The sequence below is a fragment of the Streptomyces sp. DSM 106670 genome, from assembly GCF_055792845.1.
Genome location: NZ_CM147704.1, coordinates 667323 through 684132, shown reverse-complemented (window position 1 = coordinate 684132; position 16810 = coordinate 667323). Strand labels below are relative to the sequence as shown.

19 protein-coding genes are annotated in these 16810 nt (G+C 72.9%); 9 read left to right on the top strand and 10 right to left on the bottom strand.

From position 1 onward, the window contains the following. The first annotated feature begins 139 nt into the window (after positions 1-139). From ACSMXR_RS02970 to ACSMXR_RS02955, 4 genes are all read left to right on the top strand, one after another. On the top strand, positions 140-1537 hold the full coding sequence (locus ACSMXR_RS02970) for a wax ester/triacylglycerol synthase domain-containing protein (protein WP_473171173.1): 1398 nt from the start codon (positions 140-142) through the stop codon (positions 1535-1537). A gap of 95 nt (positions 1538-1632) precedes the next feature. Further along, a complete protein-coding gene (locus ACSMXR_RS02965; protein WP_137231529.1) occupies positions 1633-2250 on the top strand; it encodes an ABC transporter ATP-binding protein in 618 nt (205 codons plus the stop codon). Further along, a complete protein-coding gene (locus tag ACSMXR_RS02960) occupies positions 2247-3056 on the top strand; it encodes an ABC transporter permease (protein ID WP_218526928.1) in 810 nt (269 codons plus the stop codon). Before ACSMXR_RS02965 ends, ACSMXR_RS02960 begins: the two co-directional genes overlap by 4 nt. Before the next feature lie 58 nt (positions 3057-3114). Continuing rightward, positions 3115-3636, top strand: a complete 522-nt coding sequence (locus ACSMXR_RS02955) for a hypothetical protein (protein ID WP_473171172.1) — start codon at positions 3115-3117, stop codon at positions 3634-3636. 71 nt (positions 3637-3707) lie between these two features. On the opposite strand, the gene ACSMXR_RS02950 is transcribed toward ACSMXR_RS02955, so the two are convergent. Both ACSMXR_RS02950 and ACSMXR_RS02945 read right to left on the bottom strand, forming a co-directional pair. Continuing rightward, positions 3708-3917: a hypothetical protein gene (locus ACSMXR_RS02950; RefSeq protein ID WP_473171171.1), complete on the bottom strand. Its 210-nt coding sequence runs from the start codon at positions 3915-3917 to the stop codon at positions 3708-3710. Further along, positions 3911-4042 carry a hypothetical protein gene (locus tag ACSMXR_RS02945; RefSeq protein ID WP_473171170.1) on the bottom strand — a complete coding sequence of 44 codons (132 nt, stop codon included), beginning with the start codon at positions 4040-4042 and terminating at the stop codon, positions 3911-3913. Before ACSMXR_RS02945 ends, ACSMXR_RS02950 begins: the two co-directional genes overlap by 7 nt. On the opposite strand from ACSMXR_RS02945, the gene ACSMXR_RS02940 reads away from it, so the two are divergent. The 5 genes from ACSMXR_RS02940 to ACSMXR_RS02920 all read left to right on the top strand — a co-directional run bounded on the left by ACSMXR_RS02940 (position 4026) and on the right by ACSMXR_RS02920 (position 6965). Continuing rightward, positions 4026-4316: a hypothetical protein gene (locus ACSMXR_RS02940; RefSeq protein WP_473172499.1), complete on the top strand. Its 291-nt coding sequence runs from the start codon at positions 4026-4028 to the stop codon at positions 4314-4316. The two genes, ACSMXR_RS02945 and ACSMXR_RS02940, sit on opposite strands and share 17 nt — an antisense overlap. A 10-nt stretch (positions 4317-4326) precedes the next feature. Then, the gene (locus ACSMXR_RS02935) at positions 4327-5040 is read left to right on the top strand and encodes an MFS transporter (protein WP_473171169.1); all 714 of its coding nucleotides are present in this window, start codon (positions 4327-4329) and stop codon (positions 5038-5040) included. Positions 5041-5120: 80 nt separating this feature from the next. Next, positions 5121-5750, top strand: a complete 630-nt coding sequence (locus ACSMXR_RS02930) for a TetR/AcrR family transcriptional regulator (protein ID WP_063751847.1) — start codon at positions 5121-5123, stop codon at positions 5748-5750. 45 nt (positions 5751-5795) lie between these two features. Continuing rightward, on the top strand, positions 5796-6230 hold the full coding sequence (locus ACSMXR_RS02925; protein WP_473171168.1) for a nuclear transport factor 2 family protein: 435 nt from the start codon (positions 5796-5798) through the stop codon (positions 6228-6230). Positions 6231-6290: 60 nt separating this feature from the next. Then, positions 6291-6965 (top strand): HEAT repeat domain-containing protein, encoded by a 675-nt coding sequence (locus tag ACSMXR_RS02920; protein WP_256342953.1) that lies wholly within the window; start codon positions 6291-6293, stop codon positions 6963-6965. 33 nt (positions 6966-6998) lie between these two features. On the opposite strand, the gene ACSMXR_RS02915 is transcribed toward ACSMXR_RS02920, so the two are convergent. The 8 genes from ACSMXR_RS02915 to ACSMXR_RS02880 all read right to left on the bottom strand — a co-directional run bounded on the left by ACSMXR_RS02915 (position 6999) and on the right by ACSMXR_RS02880 (position 16681). Continuing rightward, on the bottom strand, positions 6999-7907 hold the full coding sequence (locus ACSMXR_RS02915; protein ID WP_473171167.1) for a class I SAM-dependent methyltransferase: 909 nt from the start codon (positions 7905-7907) through the stop codon (positions 6999-7001). A gap of 37 nt (positions 7908-7944) precedes the next feature. Beyond that, positions 7945-9033 (bottom strand): NAD(P)-dependent alcohol dehydrogenase, encoded by a 1089-nt coding sequence (locus ACSMXR_RS02910; RefSeq protein ID WP_473171166.1) that lies wholly within the window; start codon positions 9031-9033, stop codon positions 7945-7947. Continuing rightward, a complete protein-coding gene (locus ACSMXR_RS02905; RefSeq protein WP_473171165.1) occupies positions 9030-10439 on the bottom strand; it encodes an aldehyde dehydrogenase family protein in 1410 nt (469 codons plus the stop codon). The genes ACSMXR_RS02910 and ACSMXR_RS02905 overlap by 4 nt, the downstream gene beginning before the upstream one ends. An 8-nt stretch (positions 10440-10447) precedes the next feature. Then, complete coding sequence (locus ACSMXR_RS02900; RefSeq protein WP_473171164.1) at positions 10448-11200, bottom strand: (5-formylfuran-3-yl)methyl phosphate synthase; 753 nt, start codon at positions 11198-11200, stop codon at positions 10448-10450. Positions 11201-11421: 221 nt separating this feature from the next. Continuing rightward, positions 11422-12135, bottom strand: coding sequence for an L-ribulose-5-phosphate 4-epimerase AraD (araD, locus tag ACSMXR_RS02895; RefSeq protein ID WP_381855098.1), 714 nt, complete (start codon positions 12133-12135; stop codon positions 11422-11424). A 50-nt stretch (positions 12136-12185) separates the two neighbouring features. After that, positions 12186-13700 (bottom strand): L-arabinose isomerase, encoded by a 1515-nt coding sequence (araA, locus tag ACSMXR_RS02890; RefSeq protein ID WP_381796594.1) that lies wholly within the window; start codon positions 13698-13700, stop codon positions 12186-12188. Positions 13701-13752: 52 nt separating this feature from the next. After that, entirely contained in the window at positions 13753-15495 is a 1743-nt protein-coding gene (araB, locus tag ACSMXR_RS02885; protein WP_473171163.1) for a ribulokinase, read from the bottom strand. 139 nt (positions 15496-15634) lie between these two features. Then, entirely contained in the window at positions 15635-16681 is a 1047-nt protein-coding gene (locus ACSMXR_RS02880; RefSeq protein ID WP_376184865.1) for a LacI family DNA-binding transcriptional regulator, read from the bottom strand. Positions 16682-16810: the final 129 nt, after the last annotated feature.

Genomic DNA, 16810 nt, shown 5'->3' with positions numbered 1-16810 from the left:
GTCGGCCGGTCCGGGCAGTGCGCCGGGCCGGTTCCGGACGGACGGGCCGCCCGGGGCCGGTGGCCTCCCACGCTCACGTCCCACCGCCCTCCGGTCGTCAGCGCGATCGCCCCGGCCCGAATGGGAGCCCCGAAGCCTCATGCCCGATTCCGAGCAGCGCACCCCGTCCGCCCCGCCACCCGCCCCGTCCACCTCATCCGTACCGTCGGCCCGGTCCGAGGCGTCCGTCACGTCCGCCCGGTCCGAGGCGTCCGTTCCCCCGCCCCGCCACCCCACCCACTCGGTCGACCGCGCGTTCCTCAGCCTGGAGCGCCGTCGGCCGGACGTCCGCTGGGATGCCGGTGGCATCGCCTACCTCAGCGGACCGCCGCCGTCCCTGGCGGACCTGCGCGCGTACGTGGGCTTCCGCCTCGGCGAACTGCCCCTGCTCACGAGCCGGGTGGCGGGCGGCCGGCGGTCACGCTGGCAGCCGGACGGGGACTTCGCCGTCGACCGGCATGTGCACGAGGTGGTCGCCGACGGGCCCGCCGGCTGGGACCCGGCCCTGGACACCGCGCTCAACGCCCCGTTCGCCCCCGGCGCCTACTGGGGGGTCTGGCTGGTCCACGGCCATGAACCCGACGCGTACGCCGTCTGCTACCGCTTCCACCACGCCTGCCAGGACGGCGCGGCCGCCGCCATGACCTTCCGGGCCCTGCTGAGCGGAGGCGAGCCGTCCGCCCGTCCGGTGCCTGGCCACAGCCGGCTCTCCGGGGCGCCCCGGCGGGTCGGCGCGGCCGTCGGTCTCGCCACCAGGTTCCTCGCCGGCTCGCTCGCCGTACGCGGTCACCGCCCGGACGCGGCCTTCACTCCTTCCGGCGAACGGCGGCTGTGGCGCGGCCGCGTACCGTCGGACACCCTGCGCCGGATCGGCGCCGGCCGGGGCGGCTCCGCCCACGACGCACATCTGGCCGCCCTGGCGGGGGCGTTGTCGGTCTGGTCGGCGCGGGCCGGCGTACCGCTTCCCCGGGCGACGGCCGTGCTGCCCGTCGACGCACGCCGCGCGGACGAGGAACAGACCTGGGGAAACCGCTGCTTCGCCCTGCCGTTCGAGCTGCCCGTGCACACCGCCCGGGAACACCCGGACGGTCCCCGGAACACTCAGGCGCCGCTGCGACGGCTGGACCAGGTCATGGCGACGACCCGGAAGCTGCGGGGCGAGACCTGGCGGCAGGCCATTCAGGACCTGGTCCGCTTCATGCCGGACGCCCCCACCGAGTGGTATCTGCGCAGGATGCTCTCCCCGCGCGTCACCAACGTCATGGCCACCTCCATGCCGCTGGCCGACCGGGGAAGCCTGGGGGGTTCGCAGGTGACGGGCACCGCCCTGCTGCCCCTGCTCGTGCCGGGCCATCTCTTCGCGGTGGGGCTGTCGTTCTTCGGCGACTGGGCCGAGGTGTCCTTCCTCGCCGACCGCGCCCTGCCCCTGGGGGAGTCGCTGCCGCTGCTGTGGGAGCAGGCCGTGGGCGAGCTGGCGGAGAGCTCGACGCCGGTATGAGCCGGGCGGGCGCCGCCCACCACACGACGCGGACGGGTTCCGCGGGCCATCAGGAACACCTGGTACGACACCACCTGGTACGACGGAGCAACGCGATGGACGTCACCGATGTGCACCACTCCTACCGGCAGCATGCCGTTCTCCGGGGCATCGACCTACGGCTGCGGCCCGGCACCCTCGCCGGGATCGTGGGGGAGAACGGCGCGGGCAAGACCACGCTGCTGAAGATCCTCGCCGGTGAACTGAGGCCGGACCGCGGCTCGGTGCGGCACAGCGGCAGATTCGGCTACTGCCCGCAGTCCGTGGTCCTGGACGACTCCTTCACCGTCCGCCAGCACCTCGACCTCTTCAAGAGCGCGTTCGGACTCGCGAACCTGCGACGGGCCGAGGAGGTGATGGAGACCCTGGCCTTCACCGAGTACCTCGACCAGCGGGCCGGACTGCTCAGCGGGGGCTCCCGGCAGAAGCTCAACCTGACCCTGGCGCTCATGCACGATCCGGACGTGCTCCTGCTCGACGAGCCCTACCAGGGGTTCGACTGGGAGACGTATCTGCGCTTCTGGGAGCTGGCGGAGAGGCTGCGCGACGCCGGGCACTCGGTCCTGGTCATCTCGCACCTGGCCTACGACATCGACCGGCTGGACCTGCTCTGGCGGCTGGAGAACGGGCGCCTGGAGCTCCAGGAACGGCGTACGGAGGCGGTGGCGGTATGAGGCGGCACCGGCAGCTGTTCATCACGGCGTCCAAGTACGCGCTGATCGGGCACGCCCGCAACCGGTTCGCGATGCTCCTGGTGGTCGTGTACATCCCCGTATGGATCGCCCTCGCCTATGTGACCATCCCCGACCGGCCGGCCCCGTTCCGGCTGCGGGCCACCGGTGAGGTGCTGTCCCCGCCCGGCAACCACCTCACCCAGATCACCGGTGCGCTGAACGCGGTCACCCTGATCGCCGGGTTCATGATGTTCGCGGCCACCTTCACGGGAGGCGCCTTCGACCGCCGCCTCGCGATGGCGGGCTACCCCCGGTATCACCTCGTCCTCGCCAAACTCTCCGCGCTCACGCTGGTCTGTGTCGCCATCGCGGTGTACGCCACGGTCGCCGTCGGGGTCTCCTGGCCGCCGCGACAACCCCTCCTGCTCGCCGCCGCGCTGTTCTGCGCCGCTCTGACCTACGGCGCGCTCGGCGTCGTCCTCGGATCGGTGCTCCGCCGCGAGGTCGAGGGCATGTTCGCCATCCTGATGATCAGCATCCTCGACGTCGCCCTGCAGAACCCCCTCTCCAGCTCCGGATCGGACAGCGCGGTCGTGCGCTACCTGCCGACCTACGGAGCCGTGCAGGCCAGCATGTCCGCCGCCTTCTCCGACGCGTCGGCCGTCCGGGGAATCGTGATCCAGTGCCTGTGGCTCATCGGCGCCGCGACCGCCGGATTCCTGGTCTTCCGCCGGCGTACCCGCAACGCCCTTGACACGCCCGTGACCTGGGAAGGCGGTGATCGTTCTGTAGCCGTCGGGCGCTGAAGCCGCGCCCGGAACGTCACCCCCATTCCTGCTTTCCCCCGCAAGGAGCACCACCCCCATGACTCTTTCGCGTACCGTCCGGCGCACGGCCCTCACCGCGGTTCTGCTCGCCGCCTCCGCACTGACCGTCCCCTCCACCGCGCACGCGGCCCCGATGCCTCCCGCGTGTCAGGAGGCGCTGCTCGAAACCCTCGACAAGTTCCCCGTCGTGGACTTCACGGTCCCCGACAAGGCCAAGAACGCCATGCTGGGCCAGGTGCTGGGGCTGAGCGAGGCCGACCAGGAGGCGCTCACCGAGGTGGCGTGCGCGGCCTGGAACACCTGGGCGACCCAGAACGGGCAGGCCGTCGCCACGGACCTGGACACCCGCTACCGGAACGCCGCCGGGCCCGTGTGCAACAAGTTCGCCAGGTCCTCGCTGCAGACGCTCAAGAAGTACGCCCCGAACGTCCCCGCCGAGACCCGTGAGTTGGAGAAGCTGGCCAAGAAGGTCTGGCGCAACTCCATGGAGAAGCTGGCGGCGGAGGCCACCAACACCGACTGCCGCACGGCCTACAACGCGGTGAAGGCGGGCTGGTAGCGGGGAGTTCGTTTGACGGGGAACGGGTTCTTCGGCGTTCGGCAAGGGCTGCATGAACACCGAAGAGCCTGTCAGTGGGCGAACAGTGGGCCCTCCGACGGATCGTGGCGGCCTTTCGGCAGCAGGGTCCGGCCGAGCCGTGCCATGAGCACCGAGCCGAGGTGTGCGCCGACGGTGGTGGCAAGGGCGACCGGCAGAAACATCAGGTCGGTGCGCGGCGAGCTGAAGCCGAGAACGTGCTGGAGGTAGAGGGAGCAGAGGAAGAACGCCGAGATCAGCACGCGCCGCCGCCCAGGACGCCGAAGGCGGCGCCGGTGCCGCCGATCGCAGCCCAGACGCCGAGCGCGCGGTTACGCTCCGGCCCCTGGAACACCATCGTGATCAGCGCCATGACCGCAGGTGACATGGCCGCGGCACCGATGCCCTGTACGGCCCGCGCCGTGAGTAAGAGTGCCGCCGCTTCCGGCGAGACCGCAGGCAGCGACGATGTACATCAACGCCGAGGCATCCACGCCGAGTTGTCCGCCGATCGCGGAAAGGGCGAGGTTCGCCACGGTCACGTCGACGATGAGGATGAACTGCTGGGTGTGAATGGTTGCGGCACCTCAACCTTTACAACGCTGTTCGACTTGCGTTGCGCTCTGCGTTACCCTCAACCCGAACAGTCGTGTTCAAGTTGAGGAGCATGTCGTGACTGCAGCGTCGCCCCCCGCCCCCGATCGGCCGCTGGTCCGCGATGATCGGCGCGGCCTGGCCATGGGCCCGCTGGTCGGCGGCTGGCTGCTCGGCCAGAAGGTGGGAACCCGCTGGCTGGCGGCGACCGGCCTCGCGTTCGCCGTGGTCTCGCTGCTGATCCTCGCCACCACCGGCGACGGCGACGGCTACGGCCGGGCGCTGGCCGCGATGCTCTTCCTCGGCTTCGGGGCCGGGTTCATCATCGGCCCGACCAGCGACGCGATCGTCGGCTCCCTCTCCGAGGACGACCTCGGCGTCGGCTCCGCCACCAACAGCGCGGCCGTGCAGCTGGGCGCGGCCCTCGGGGTGGCGGTCCTCGGCAGCCTGCTGGCCGGCACTTACCGCGCTGAGGTGACGGACAGCGGCGTCGCCGCCGGTCTCCCGGACCCGGTCCTGGACGCCGCGGGCGACTCCCTCGGGGGCGCCCTCGCCGTCGCCCGGGAGCTGCCCGGCGAGGCGGGGGAGGCGTTCGCCGAACTGGCACGGTCCGCCTTCGTCTCCGGGATGGCACCCTCGATGTTCACCGGTGCCGCCGTGGCCGCCGTCGGCATCGTCGTCTCGGTGCTGCTGTTCCCCAAGGGCAGGGCCGGTGACGCGGGCCCCGCGAAGCTGCCGGAGCAGTCCGACGCGCCGGCCGTGACCGAGCCCGATCCGCGGCTCCATGCCTGACAGGACACGGAACGGGCCCGGCCCCGGGGCACGGCCCGGCACCCGGACCGTCCCCGGAGAGGGTGGCCTACGCTCACACCATGTCCACGCCGCATGAGAAGGTGCGCCGCCCTGGCGGCCGCACCCCAGGAGGAGAGCCGCGCCGACGCGCGGACGCGGAGCGCAGCATCGCGTCCATCGTCGCCGCCGCGCTCGAATGCTTCCGCAAGGACCCCAACGTCAGCCTGTCCGCGGTCGCCGGCGCGGCCGGGGTGAGCCGGGTCACGCTGTACGCGCACTTCCCGTCCCGCGAGGACCTGCTCGACGCCGTGCTGGAGCACTCCGTCGAGCAGGCCGACGCGGCGCTGGGGGCCCATGTGCTCGACGAGGGGCCGGCCGACGAGGCCTTCTCGCTGCTCGTCCGGTCCGGCTGGCGGATCCTCGAACAGCATGCGTTCCTGCTCGCCGCGTCCGAGGGCGTCATCGCCCCGGCCCGGCGCCGCAGGCACCACGAGAAGGTCCTCGCCCGGGTGGAGCGGGTCCTGGTCCGTGGCCAGGAGGAGGGCGTGTTCCGCACGGACCTCCCGCTGTCCTGGCTGGTGACCACCTTCTACAGCCTGCTGCACGCCGCGGCGGCCGAGGCCGACGCGCGGCACCTCAAGGTCAAGGACGTCCCCGACATCCTCGACAGCACCCTGTCGTCGATGTTGCGGACGCCCGCATCATCCTGACGCTCCGTGGAGACGGGGCGTCCCGTCCCGAAACCGGAGCAGCCCATGCACACCAACGAACAGCTCGTCCGCGTCTGCCTCGCCGCGATCAGCGAGGCGGACGCGGCAGGCTGGCTCGCGTCCTATACCGACGACGCCGTCTCACGGGACGTGCCCCTCGACTCCGTCTGGAGCGGCCGGGCCGAACTGGAAGCGGGGGTACGCTCCTGGCTGGCCGCGATCCCCGAGACCCGGATGGCGGTACGGTCCGTCTTCGCCGACGACCGGTCGGGGGTCTGCGAGTGGACCATGTCGGGCACGCTGGAGGGCGTCCTCGACGGGCTGCCCGAGCAACTCGCCGCCCTGGCCAAGGGCAAGCACTTCACGATGCGAGGCGCGACCGTGTACGGGTTCTCCGCGGACGGCCGCATCCAGGAGGAGTCCCTCTACTGGGACCTGGCCGGTGTGCTCGGCCAGTTCGGGCTGCTGCCCCGCCTCTGACCGGGGCAGGGGGCGCGGCGGGCCTGCCGCATCGACAAGGTTTCTCACTACACGCAGGAGATGGTCCCGATCGACACGAACGGAACCCCGCACCACATCCGCCTGGCCGGCGCCCTGAGCGCCGAGGACCCGTCGGTCCGGCTCAAGGCCGCCATGGCGATCGGCTCGGCCCCCGACCCCGTACTCCTGGAGACGCTGGTCGAGCGGTGCGGGGTCGAACCCGACCTCTTCGTACGGGACACCCTGTCCTGGGCGCTGATGCGTTACGCGCCCGAGGTCACCCTGCCCCGGATCCGCCGGGAGCTCGACTCCGCGTCCGCCCAGGCCCGCAGCCAGGCGATGCACACGCTCTCCAAGATCGGCGACAAGGCCGCGTGGGACTGGATCACGCGCGACATGCTGCACGACGCCGACGACGAGACCGCCCGGACCGCGTGGCGCGTCGCGGTCTCCCTCGTACCCGAAGCCGAGGAGACATGGCTGACCGCCGAACTCGTCAAGGAGCTCGGCCGCGGCAACCGCAGTCTGCGGATGAGCCTGAGCCGGGCCCTGGTCGACCTCGGCGACGTGGTCGAGCCCGCCCTGGCGAAGGCCGCGGCCGGCCCCGACCCGGTGGTGGCCGAGCACGCCGCCGCCACCGAACAGCTCCTGCGGAGCAGGCGGGCCGACCTCGAAGCCGCCGCCGAGCGGGCGAAGCGCGCAGCCGCACCCGCCGAGGGCGCCCTGGAGCGCTGACCGGCGCTCCGCCCGCCGGGTACGCGCCGGCGGCTACCGCCGGGTCCGGCTCGCGAACACCCAGCGGTTGCCCGCCAGCGCGTCGTTCGGCTCGGGCAGCGGGCCGCGCCCGTGCAGACGGGTGAAGTCGAACGGCGTGCGGACCGAGGTGGACCAGCCGTGGTCCGTCAGCCGCCCCGCCGAGTCGGGCCGCGGCTCCAGGTCGAACAGCTCCAGCAGATCGATGCCGATCTGCTGTCTCGTGGCGGTGTAGAGCGGGCTGTCGCGGTACGCCAACAGGTCCTTCTCCAGCTTGACCTCGAAGGCCAGCGCGCTGCCCGCGGCGCTCAGCCGGTCCACCGTGTCGATGAGATACGTCTCCGCGGCGGGCGGCAGATAGAACAGCAGCCCCTCGACCAGCCAGATGCTCGGCGCGGCCGGATCGAAGCCCGCGCCGGGCAGGGCGCCGGCCCAGTCGTCGCGCAGATCCATCGGGACCGGTACCCGGGCCGCCTTCGACGTGGCCGAAAGGCCGCCGAGCACCTGGTGCTTGAACGCCAGGACCTCCTCCCGGTCGACCTCGAAGACCACACAGCCGGGAGGCCAGTCCAGCCGGAACGCCCGGGAGTCCAGCCCTGCCCCGAGCAGGACCACCTGGCGGGCGTTCCCCGCGTGCGCCGACCTCAGGAGGAAGTCGTCGAGGACCCGCGTCCGCAGCCCGAAGTACCGCGCGAACCTTCCCCACAGCGGATTCGTGTCCCCGTCCGGGACCTCCCGGGGGTGGACCGGCCAGCCCGTGGACGCCGGTGCCGCGCGCACGAAGTGCTCCGCGTAGGCGTCCCGCGCCAGGCTGTCAGGGCGATGTGTCTCGATGGCCCGCGCCGCGGCGACCAGCAGAGCGGTCACCCCGACCCCTCCTGCCACGCCCTCCACATCGGTGTTCCGGTGCGCCGTGTCGACCATGTGCACTCCCTCGGTGTCGGTGATTTCATGGGCCCGCTCACGGAACGAGGACCGGTTTCACCACGCGGCCCAGGTCGCAGTCGCGTTCGGCCTCGTTGATGTCGGCGAGCGGATACGTACGGATCAGCTGGTCGAAGGGGAACAGACCGGCCTCCCACAGCCCGGTCAGCCGGGGGATCAGCAGGGCCGGCACCGCGTCGCCCTCGCAGATGTGGGAGACCGTCCGGCCCCGGTCCAGCGTCCCCGGTTCGAGCGGCAGCGCGGTGTGCAGCCGGGCCACCAGCCCGAGACGGCCGGTCGGACGCAGCGCCCGGAGCGCGTCGTTGATCAGCCGGGCGGACCCCGTGGTGTCGAGGGCGAAGCGCGCGCCGCCACCGGTCAGCCGCTGGATCCGGCCGGGCAGATCGGCCGAGGCGGCGTGCAGCGCGGTGGCGTTCAGTTTCTCGGCGAGCACCAGCCGTTCGGCGTTCAGGTCCACCGCCACGGCGGCGGCCCCGGACGCGGTGGCCGCCATGACCGCCGCCAGCCCCACCGCTCCGGCGCCGAGCACCACGACGGTGTCGCCGGGGCCCGCGCCGAAGGAGTTGAGGACCGCCCCGGCGCCGGTGAGGAAGCCGCAGCCGAGCGGCCCGAGCAGTTCGAGGGGGAGCGAGGGGTCGACCCGTACGGCATTACGGGCCGGGACCATCGCGTACTCGGCGAACGAGGACTGGCCGAACCACCGGGGCGCCAGCGCGCCACCGGCCGCGTCGGTGAACCGGGACGCGTGCTCGGCGCGGCCGCCGAAGAGGTTCAGCGCGGCGAACCGGTCGCAGTAGGCGGGCGCCGCGCCCAGGCAGCTTCGGCAGTGTCCGCAGGAGTCGAAGCTCAGCACCACATGGTCGCCCGGGCTCAGCCCGGTGTCCGGGCCGCCCGTCTCCACCACCACGCCGGAGCCCTCGTGGCCCAGCACCGCGGGCAGCGGTGAGCGGCCCGCCGAGCGCCGGACCGCGAGATCGGTCCGGCACATGCCGCAGCCCGCGATCCGGACCAGGATCTCCCCGGCGGCCGGACCCGCGTCCAGCATCACCTCCTCGACGGCGAACGGGTCCTCGTACGAGCGCAGTACCGCCGCGCCGAATCTCATCCTCCGGCCTCCCTCGCACCGTGCACGACGAACGGTCTGAGGTTCCCGTACAGCCCCCACGGCCCACCCGCGACGCCGACACCGCTCTCCTTGATCCCGGCGAAGGGCTGGGCGAGGGAGAGTTCGGCGTGGTGGTTGATCCACGCCGTCCCGCACTCCAGCCGGTCGGCCACCGCTTCCGCCCGGTCCAGGTCGGTCCCCCAGACCGAGCCGCCGAGACCGAACCGGGTGGCGTTGGCCGCCTCGACGGCCTCGTCGAGACTCCCGTACGACAGCACCGGCAGGACCGGACCGAACTGCTCCTCCGTCACCACCGGGCTGTCGGGATCCACATCGGCCAGCACGGTCGGGGCGTGGAAGTAGCCCGGCCGGTCCAGCCGGTGACCGCCCGCCACGGCCCGGGCCCCGTCCGCCAGCGCACGGGCCGTGTACCGCTCCACCCGGGCCAGCTGGGCGGCGTTGTTGAGCGGCCCCAGCTCCGTACCCGGGTCGAGACCGGCCCCGACCACCACGGACTTCGCACGTTCCGCGAGGGCCTCGACCACCCGGGAGTGGAGCCGGGCCGGGGCGTAGACGCGCTTGACCGCCATGCAGACCTGACCGCAGTTGCGGAACGCCGCCCAGAACAGCCGGTCCGCGATCCGCTCCACCTCCACGTCGTCCAGCAGGATCGCGGCGTCGTTGCCGCCCAGCTCCAGGGTGACCCGGGCCAGACCGGGCGCCGCGCCCGCCGCGACGGCCCGCCCGGTGGGGACCGAACCGGTGAAGGTGACATGGCGGATCCCCGGGTGCGAGGCGAGGCGCTCCCCGAGGGGCTCCTGACCGGTGACGATGCTCAGCACGCCCTCGGGGAGCGCGGCGGACAGGACGGAGCCCAGCAGTCGGGTGGCCAGCGGTGTGCAGGGCGAGGGCTTGAGCACCACCGTGTTGCCCGCGGCGAGCGCGGGCGCGAACTTCGCCGACGCCAGCTGGAGCGGAAAGTTCCACGGGACGATGGCGGCGACGGGCCCGAGCGGCCGCCAGCGGATCTCGCTGTGCCCGGGCCGGCCGTCCGCGATCGTACGGGTCTCGGGGGCCGCTGCGGCGAAGTGGCGCAGGCGGGCCGCCGTGCGGGCGACCTCCGCGTACGACTCGGGCAGCGGTTTCCCCTGCTCACGGGTGAGCAGGGGAGCGAGCCGGGACCCGGCCGCCTCCACGGCGTCGGCCGCCGCCAGTAGCGCGGTGGTGCGGGCGGCCGGGTCGGCCCGCCAGCCCGGCCAGGCCTCGTGGGCCCGGCCGACCACCGCGTCCAGCTCTTCCGCCCGCTGGTCGGGAGCCTCGTCGAAGTCCTCGCCCGTCGCCGGATCGAGGACGGTGAAGTACCCACCGCGGGACGCCGGTTCCGGGCGGGGCCGATGCGGGGCCATGCGGGCGGTCAGCTCGCGGCCGGGGCGGCCGCGTGCTCCCGGGCGTGCCGGTCCATCTCCGCCCGGAAGGCGGCCACCAGCCGGGGCTGGATCCGCCCGGAGTTGCGGTCGCCGCCCTCGCAGACCGCCCCGCGCACGCCCACGATGTCCGTCCCGATCCGGGTCAGCGTGGTGAGATCCTCCGCCTTCACGCTGCCCGCGAGGGCGGCGAGCAGACCGGCCTCGTGGGCCAGCCGGACGAATTCACCGCACGCTTCCGGCGGCACATGGTCGAACAGCCGGGTGCCGTCCTTGATCGCGGTGTCCAGCATGGCCGCGTCGGAGCCGGAGCGGCGGGCGATGTCGGGCAGCGCCAGCGGGCTGACGCAGCCGATCCGATGGGCGTCGGCGTAGCCCGACGCGACGACGAACGCGTCCGGCCGGAAGTCCTTCACGGCCCGCACGACTCCGCGCATGACCTCGATGGCCTGGTCGGGCGTCGTGCATCCGTAGAGGCCGACCTTGATGTACGTGGCCCCGGAGACGGCGGCCCCGAGCGCCGCCTGCGCCACCGTGCCGGGCTTGTACGGCACGTCTCCGACGGTGGCGGAGACCGGCTTGTCCGCCGGGACCGCTCCGCGGATCTCCCTGATGACCCAGGGGAAGTTCGCGCCGAGCGAGCCCTCGTCGGGCTTCTTGACATCGACGATGTCAAGGTGTTCCGCCGCCTTCGCGCACGCGAGGGCCTCCTCGACACCGTCCGGGGAGATGAGAAGCAGCAACGTGGATTCCTTCCACCGCGGAGCCACCCACCGAACGGCGGGTGCGCGGATGCGTCGGGATCTTGTGCGGTCGGCTCATCCTCGCCGCGTCACGTGGCCCCCCGGCAGGGCGCGCGGGATGGCGAACGGGGCACTGTGCGGGCCAACTCACGCCCCCGCGCCGCGCCGTTCACCTTGTGTTCCCCTTGACCGGGCCCGCCGGGAGAATCCGGGAGCCGGGCTCACACAGCTCCAGGGTTGCCGTAGTAGGCCCCCGCCCCGTGTTTACGGGTGAAGTGGCGGTCCAACAGGTGCTGAGGCGGCGGCACGGCCCCCAGGGACAGCGTGTGCAGCGCCATCTCCGCGACAGCCTCGCAGATGACGGCGTGCTCCAGCGAGGCATGGGCGTCCGCGCCCCAGGTGAAGGGACCGTGGTGGGCCACGAGGGCGGCCGGCACGGTCCTGGCGCGCTCGTCGTCACCTTCGAGCAGCTCCACGATGACCTCTCCGGTGTTGAACTCGTAGTCCACCGCGCACTGTTCGGGACTGAGCGGCTCGGTGACCGGCACCGGGCCGTCGAAGGTGTCCGCGTGCGTGGTGCCGAGCACCGGGATCGGGCGGAGGGCCTGCGCGAAGGCCACGGCATGGGGGGAGTGGGTGTGGGTGATCCCGCCCACGGAGGGGAAGGCCCGGTAGAGGCTGCGGTGCGTCTCGGTGTCCGTCGAGGGCCGCAGGTCGCCCTCGACCACCCGGCCGTCCTCCAGCGCGACGACGACGAGATGGTCCTCGCCGAGCCGGTCGTAGGGGACTCCCGAGGGCTTGATGACGAACACACCGGCCTCCCGGTCCACCCCGCTCACATTGCCCCAGGTCAGGGTCGCCAGGCCCGACCGGGGGATGCGCAGGTTGGCGGAGAGGACCTCGCCGCGCAGCGACGCGAAAGCGGAGCGGGACATGGCGGGGCCTCCTGGCGGGGGTGGGGACGGAGCCGTCCGGGCGAGGCCGCTCACAGCGCCTCGGCCAGCCGGTGGTAGGCCTGGTTCCAGCGGAGCTCCTGGGCGAACCGGCGTACGGTGGTGTCCGCGTCGATGAAGGCGAGTTCCACGGCGAGCATGTCGGCCAGGTCCTCGAACTCCTCGCGGCCCAGAGCCGTGGTGAGGACCGTGTGGTGCGGCGCGCCGGCGGTCAGCCACGCCTCGGTCGAGGTGCGCAGATCGGGTTCGGGGCGCCAGACCGCACGGGCCACGGGCAGCAGGGGCAGCGGTTCGGGCGGTCCCACGACGTCGATCCGGTTGGCGACCAGCCGGAAGCGGGACCCCATGTCGGCCAGCCCGACGACGACTCCGGGGGCGGGGGCCGCGTCGAACACGAGACGGACCGGATCCTCGCGTCCGCCGATGCTCAGCGGGTGGATCTGACAGGAGGGCGTCGTCGAGGCGAGGGACGGGCACACCTCCAGCATGTGGGCCCCGAGGACGAGACCGCGCTCCGGAGCGAGGTCGTAGGTGTAGTCCTCCATGAAGGAGGTGCCTCCGGGCAGCCCGTGCGCCATGGCCTTCGTGGCACGCAGCAGCGCCGAGGTCTTCCAGTCGCCCTCGCCGCCGAAGCCGTAGCCGTCGGCCATGAGGCGCTGGACGGCCAGACCGGGCAACTGCCGCAGGCCGCCGAGGTCTTCGAAGTTGGTGGTGAAGGCGCGGAAGCCGCCGGCGGTGAGGAACCCGCGGAGTCCGGCCTCGATGCGGGCCGCGTACCGCAGCGACGCGTGGCGTTCTCCGCCGGGCCGCAGCTCGGGGGCCAGCGCGTAGCTGTCCGCGTACTCCTCGGTGAGCGCCAGGACGGCGTCGTCGCCGACGGCGTCCACGGCCTCCACCAACTCGTTGACGCCATAGGTGTTGACGGACGTGCCGAACCTGAACTGGGCCTCGACCTTGTCCCCTTCGGTGACCGCGACATCCCGCATGTTGTCCCCGAAGCGGGCGAGGCGCAGGCGCGCGAACTCGGCCCGGCCGACGGCGGCACGCGTCCAGGCGGCGATGCGGTGGGCCACGTCCGGCGAGGAGACATGCCCCGTGACGGTCTTGCGGACGACGCCGAGACGGGACTGGATATGGCCGAACTCGCGGTCTCCGTGCGCCGCTTGGTTCAGATTCATGAAGTCCATGTCGATCGTGGACCAGGGGAGACCGCGGTTGGCCTGGGTGTGGAGGTGCAGGAGGGGCTTTCGCAGGGAACCGAGGCCGCCGATCCACATCTTGGCCGGGGAGAAGGTGTGCATCCAGGCGATGACGCCGATGCAGCGGTCGTCCGCCTCGGCGTCCAGACACATCCGGCGGATCGCGTCCGCCTCCGTCAGAACGGGCTTCCACACGATCCGTGCGGCCGCTCCGGCAGCGGCATCGGCGGCCACCGTCTCGCATATCCGCTGGGACTGGGCGGCGACCTGGGCGAGCGTGTCCTCGCCGTAGAGCGACTGACTGCCCGTCAGGAACCACACTTCGCTGTCGGTGGGGACGAGGGGCATGGCGGGTACTCCTTTGTCGTGGTGCGGGTGTGGCGGGCTGCGAGGACCGGGGTCAGGGGGCGGCCCGGTGGGCCCTGGCCCGGTTGCGGAGCCTGCGCAGCCGGTGCAGCAGGAGGTCGTCGCCGGTGCCGAAGTGGTCGTGCAGCGCGCGGTATTCGGCGAACAGCTCGTCGTAGACGTCGGCGTTGTCCGGGTCGGGGAGATACGCGTTCCGCTCGACGCCGCCCATGCGGGCGGCGGCCGTCCGTACGTCCGGGTACGCCCCGGCCGCCACCGCCGCATGGATCGCCGAACCGAGCGCGGGGCCCTGGTCGGAGGTGGCGAGCGACACGGGGCGGCGCAGGACGTCGGCGTAGATCCGCATGAGCAGCGGGTTCTTCTTGAGCCCGCCCGCCGCGATGAACTCCGTGACGGGCACCCCGTGTCGCTCCAGGGCCTCGACGATGACGCGGGTGCCGAAGGCGGTCGCCTCCAGCAGGGCGCGGTAGACGTCCTCGGGGCGGGTGTCGAGCGTGAGGCCCACCAGCACACCGGAGAGATGGTGGTCGACGAGCGTGGAGCGGTTGCCGTTCATCCAGTCCAGCGCGACCAGCCCGTGCGCCCCGACCGGCTGCTCGGCGCTGAGCCGGGACAGCTGCTCGTGCAGGTCCTCACCGGCGGCCTCGGCGGCGGCGCGGTAGTCGTCGGGCACGCCCTGCCGCAGCCACCAGGCGAAGATGTCGCCCACCCCGCTCTGCCCCGCCTCGTAGCCGTACGCGCCCGCCACGATGCCTCCGTCGACCACACCGCAGACACCGGGTACGTCGGCCAACGCGTCGCTGTTGACGACATGGCAGGTGGAGGTGCCCATGATGGCGAGCAGACGGCCGTTCTCCACCGCCCCGGCCGCGGGGGCCGTGACGTGGGCGTCGACGTTGCCCACCGCGACCGGGGTTCCCGGCCTGAGCCCGGTCAGGGCCGCCGCTTCGGCGGTCACGGTTCCGGCGCACGAGCCGAGCGGGAGCAGCGGGTGTTCCAGCCGGGTGGCGGGGAAGTCGGCGAAGTCCGGGTGGAGCCCGGCGAGATACGCGGGCGAGGGGTAGGCGCCGTCCTGGTGGATGCCCTTGTAGCCCGCGGTGCAGGAGTTGCGCGACTCGGCGCCGGTCAGCTGCCAGACGATCCAGTCGGCCGCCTCGATCCAGCGGGCGCAGGCGGCGTACACCCGCGGATCCTCTTCCAGCACCTGGAGGGCCTTCGCGTACTGCCACTCCGCGGAGATCCGGCCGCCGTAGCGCCTGATCCAGGGCTCGCCCCGCCGGTGCGCCAGGGCGTTGATGCGGTCGGCCTGCTCCTGGGCGGCGTGGTGCTTCCAGAGCTTCGGCCACGCGTGGGGCCGGTCCGCCCAGGCGGGCTGCTCGGCCAGCGGAACGCCGTCCGCCGTGGTCGGCAGCACCGTGCAGGCGGTGAAGTCGGTGCCGATGCCGATGATGTGGGAAGGGTCGACACCCGCCGCCGCGAGCGCCTCCGGTACGGCGGTACGCAGCGCCTCCCGCCAGTCGCGCGGATCCTGGAGCGCCCAGTCGGGGGGCAGGGGGGTGTCCGAGCCCGGCAGGCTCCGGTCGATGACGCCGTTGCGGTAGGTGTGCACGGCGGATCCGAGTTCCGCGCCGTCGCGGACGCGCACCACCACGGCGCGTGCCGAGAGGGTGCCGAAGTCGACGCCGATCGCGCAGGCGTCGGGCGCAGGGTCGTCAGGGGCACGGTCGTCGGGCGCACGGTCGTCAGGGCTGCCGGGAGGATCGGGCTGTGGGGTCACGAGCGAGACTCTCTGCTGCGGGAGTGGGTGCGGGGGAGCGCCGCCGCCCCTGATTGTTAGCGCTAACAATCAGTTCGGGCAAGAGGGTGCGCCGTTTCGCGTACCGCGGACGTGCCCGGACGGGCTCCCGGCGGCCGGCTCAGGCGCCGTCCTGCGAGCGGGTGCTCGCGCGGACGATGAGCTGCGGCTCCACCACGATGTGCTCGACGCCGGCCGCGGTGCCCTCGATGTGCTCCAGCAGCAGTTGGATGCTGCGGCGGCCGATGGCCGTGAAGTCCTGGCGCACGGTGGTCAGCGGGGGCGGGAAGAACCCCGCCTCCGGGATGTCGTCGAAACCCGCGACGGCCACCTGCCGCGGGGTGCGGATCCCCGCCTCCCGCAGGGCGCGCAGCACCCCGAGCGCCATCTGGTCGTTGGCGACGAAGGCCGCCGTGACCGGGGCCGTGCCGCGCCGGGCCAGGGTCAGCCCCGCCAGTTCCTGCCCCGCGTGGTAGCCGGACAAGGGGCTCCAGTCGCCCCGCAGTACGCGCGGCGGGCGGATCCCGTGCTCCTCCAGGACGGCCCGCCAGCCCTCGGTGCGCGCGGCGCTCTCCAGCCAGTCCTCGGGGCCGGCCACGTGCCAGACGGTCTCGTGGCCGGCGGCGAGGAGGTGCTCGGTGACGAGCCTGGCGCCCAGCTCCTGGTCCAGCGAGACGCCCGGGACGTCGAGCCCGTGGCTGCCCTCCACCGTGACCACGGGAAAGGGCGGGGTCAGCCGCGCGAGGGCGGCCACGCTCGAACGCTGGGGGGTGATGACGACGGCGCCCTCGACGCCCCAGGCCGCCAGATGGTCCAGGGCGTCCTCCAGTGCATGGCCGCCGCCGCTGCGCAGGGTGACGGTCGAGACCAGGTAGCCCTCGTCGCGAGCGGCTTCCTGGAGTCCGGCGAGGGTGCTCGCGGGGCCGTAGAGCGTCGGGTCGACCGCGATGACGCCGAGGGTGCGTGAACGCCGGGTGACCAGGGCGCGGGCCGCGGAGTTGCGGCGGTAGCCGAGCCGCTCGATCGCGGCCGTCACCTGCTCCCGGGTGGTGGCCCGGACGTTGGGGTGACCGCTGAGCACACGGGAGACGGTCTGGTGGGAGACCCCCGCCTCCCGGGCGACATCCGCCATCGTCGGTGGGCGGACGGCCTCGGTGGGGCGGGTCATGCCTTGCTTCCTCCGGACGACGGCCGCGGCCCGGCCGCGGGGTGCTCCGCGAGGGCGACGGGCCCACCTCGAATTCGAGAAACAGCTTAACGCCTCTTGCCCCCGACATGTGTGAGCGCTAACAATCCA

Coding starts and splice junctions, on each gene's coding strand:
- ACSMXR_RS02970 (WP_473171173.1), top strand. CDS start 140: ATGCCCGATTCCGAGCAGCGCACCCCGTCCGCCCCGCCACCCGCCCCG.
- ACSMXR_RS02880 (WP_376184865.1), bottom strand. CDS start 16,681: ATGACCCGCCCCACCGAGGCCGTCCGCCCACCGACGATGGCGGATGTC.
- ACSMXR_RS02910 (WP_473171166.1), bottom strand. CDS start 9,033: ATGAGATTCGGCGCGGCGGTACTGCGCTCGTACGAGGACCCGTTCGCC.
- ACSMXR_RS02925 (WP_473171168.1), top strand. CDS start 5,796: ATGCACACCAACGAACAGCTCGTCCGCGTCTGCCTCGCCGCGATCAGC.
- ACSMXR_RS02930 (WP_063751847.1), top strand. CDS start 5,121: ATGTCCACGCCGCATGAGAAGGTGCGCCGCCCTGGCGGCCGCACCCCA.
- ACSMXR_RS02945 (WP_473171170.1), bottom strand. CDS start 4,042: ATGTCACCTGCGGTCATGGCGCTGATCACGATGGTGTTCCAGGGGCCG.
- ACSMXR_RS02905 (WP_473171165.1), bottom strand. CDS start 10,439: ATGGCCCCGCATCGGCCCCGCCCGGAACCGGCGTCCCGCGGTGGGTAC.
- ACSMXR_RS02965 (WP_137231529.1), top strand. CDS start 1,633: ATGGACGTCACCGATGTGCACCACTCCTACCGGCAGCATGCCGTTCTC.
- ACSMXR_RS02940 (WP_473172499.1), top strand. CDS start 4,026: ATGACCGCAGGTGACATGGCCGCGGCACCGATGCCCTGTACGGCCCGC.
- ACSMXR_RS02955 (WP_473171172.1), top strand. CDS start 3,115: ATGACTCTTTCGCGTACCGTCCGGCGCACGGCCCTCACCGCGGTTCTG.
- araD (WP_381855098.1), bottom strand. CDS start 12,135: ATGTCCCGCTCCGCTTTCGCGTCGCTGCGCGGCGAGGTCCTCTCCGCC.
- ACSMXR_RS02920 (WP_256342953.1), top strand. CDS start 6,291: ATGGTCCCGATCGACACGAACGGAACCCCGCACCACATCCGCCTGGCC.
- ACSMXR_RS02915 (WP_473171167.1), bottom strand. CDS start 7,907: ATGGTCGACACGGCGCACCGGAACACCGATGTGGAGGGCGTGGCAGGA.
- araA (WP_381796594.1), bottom strand. CDS start 13,700: ATGCCCCTCGTCCCCACCGACAGCGAAGTGTGGTTCCTGACGGGCAGT.
- ACSMXR_RS02960 (WP_218526928.1), top strand. CDS start 2,247: ATGAGGCGGCACCGGCAGCTGTTCATCACGGCGTCCAAGTACGCGCTG.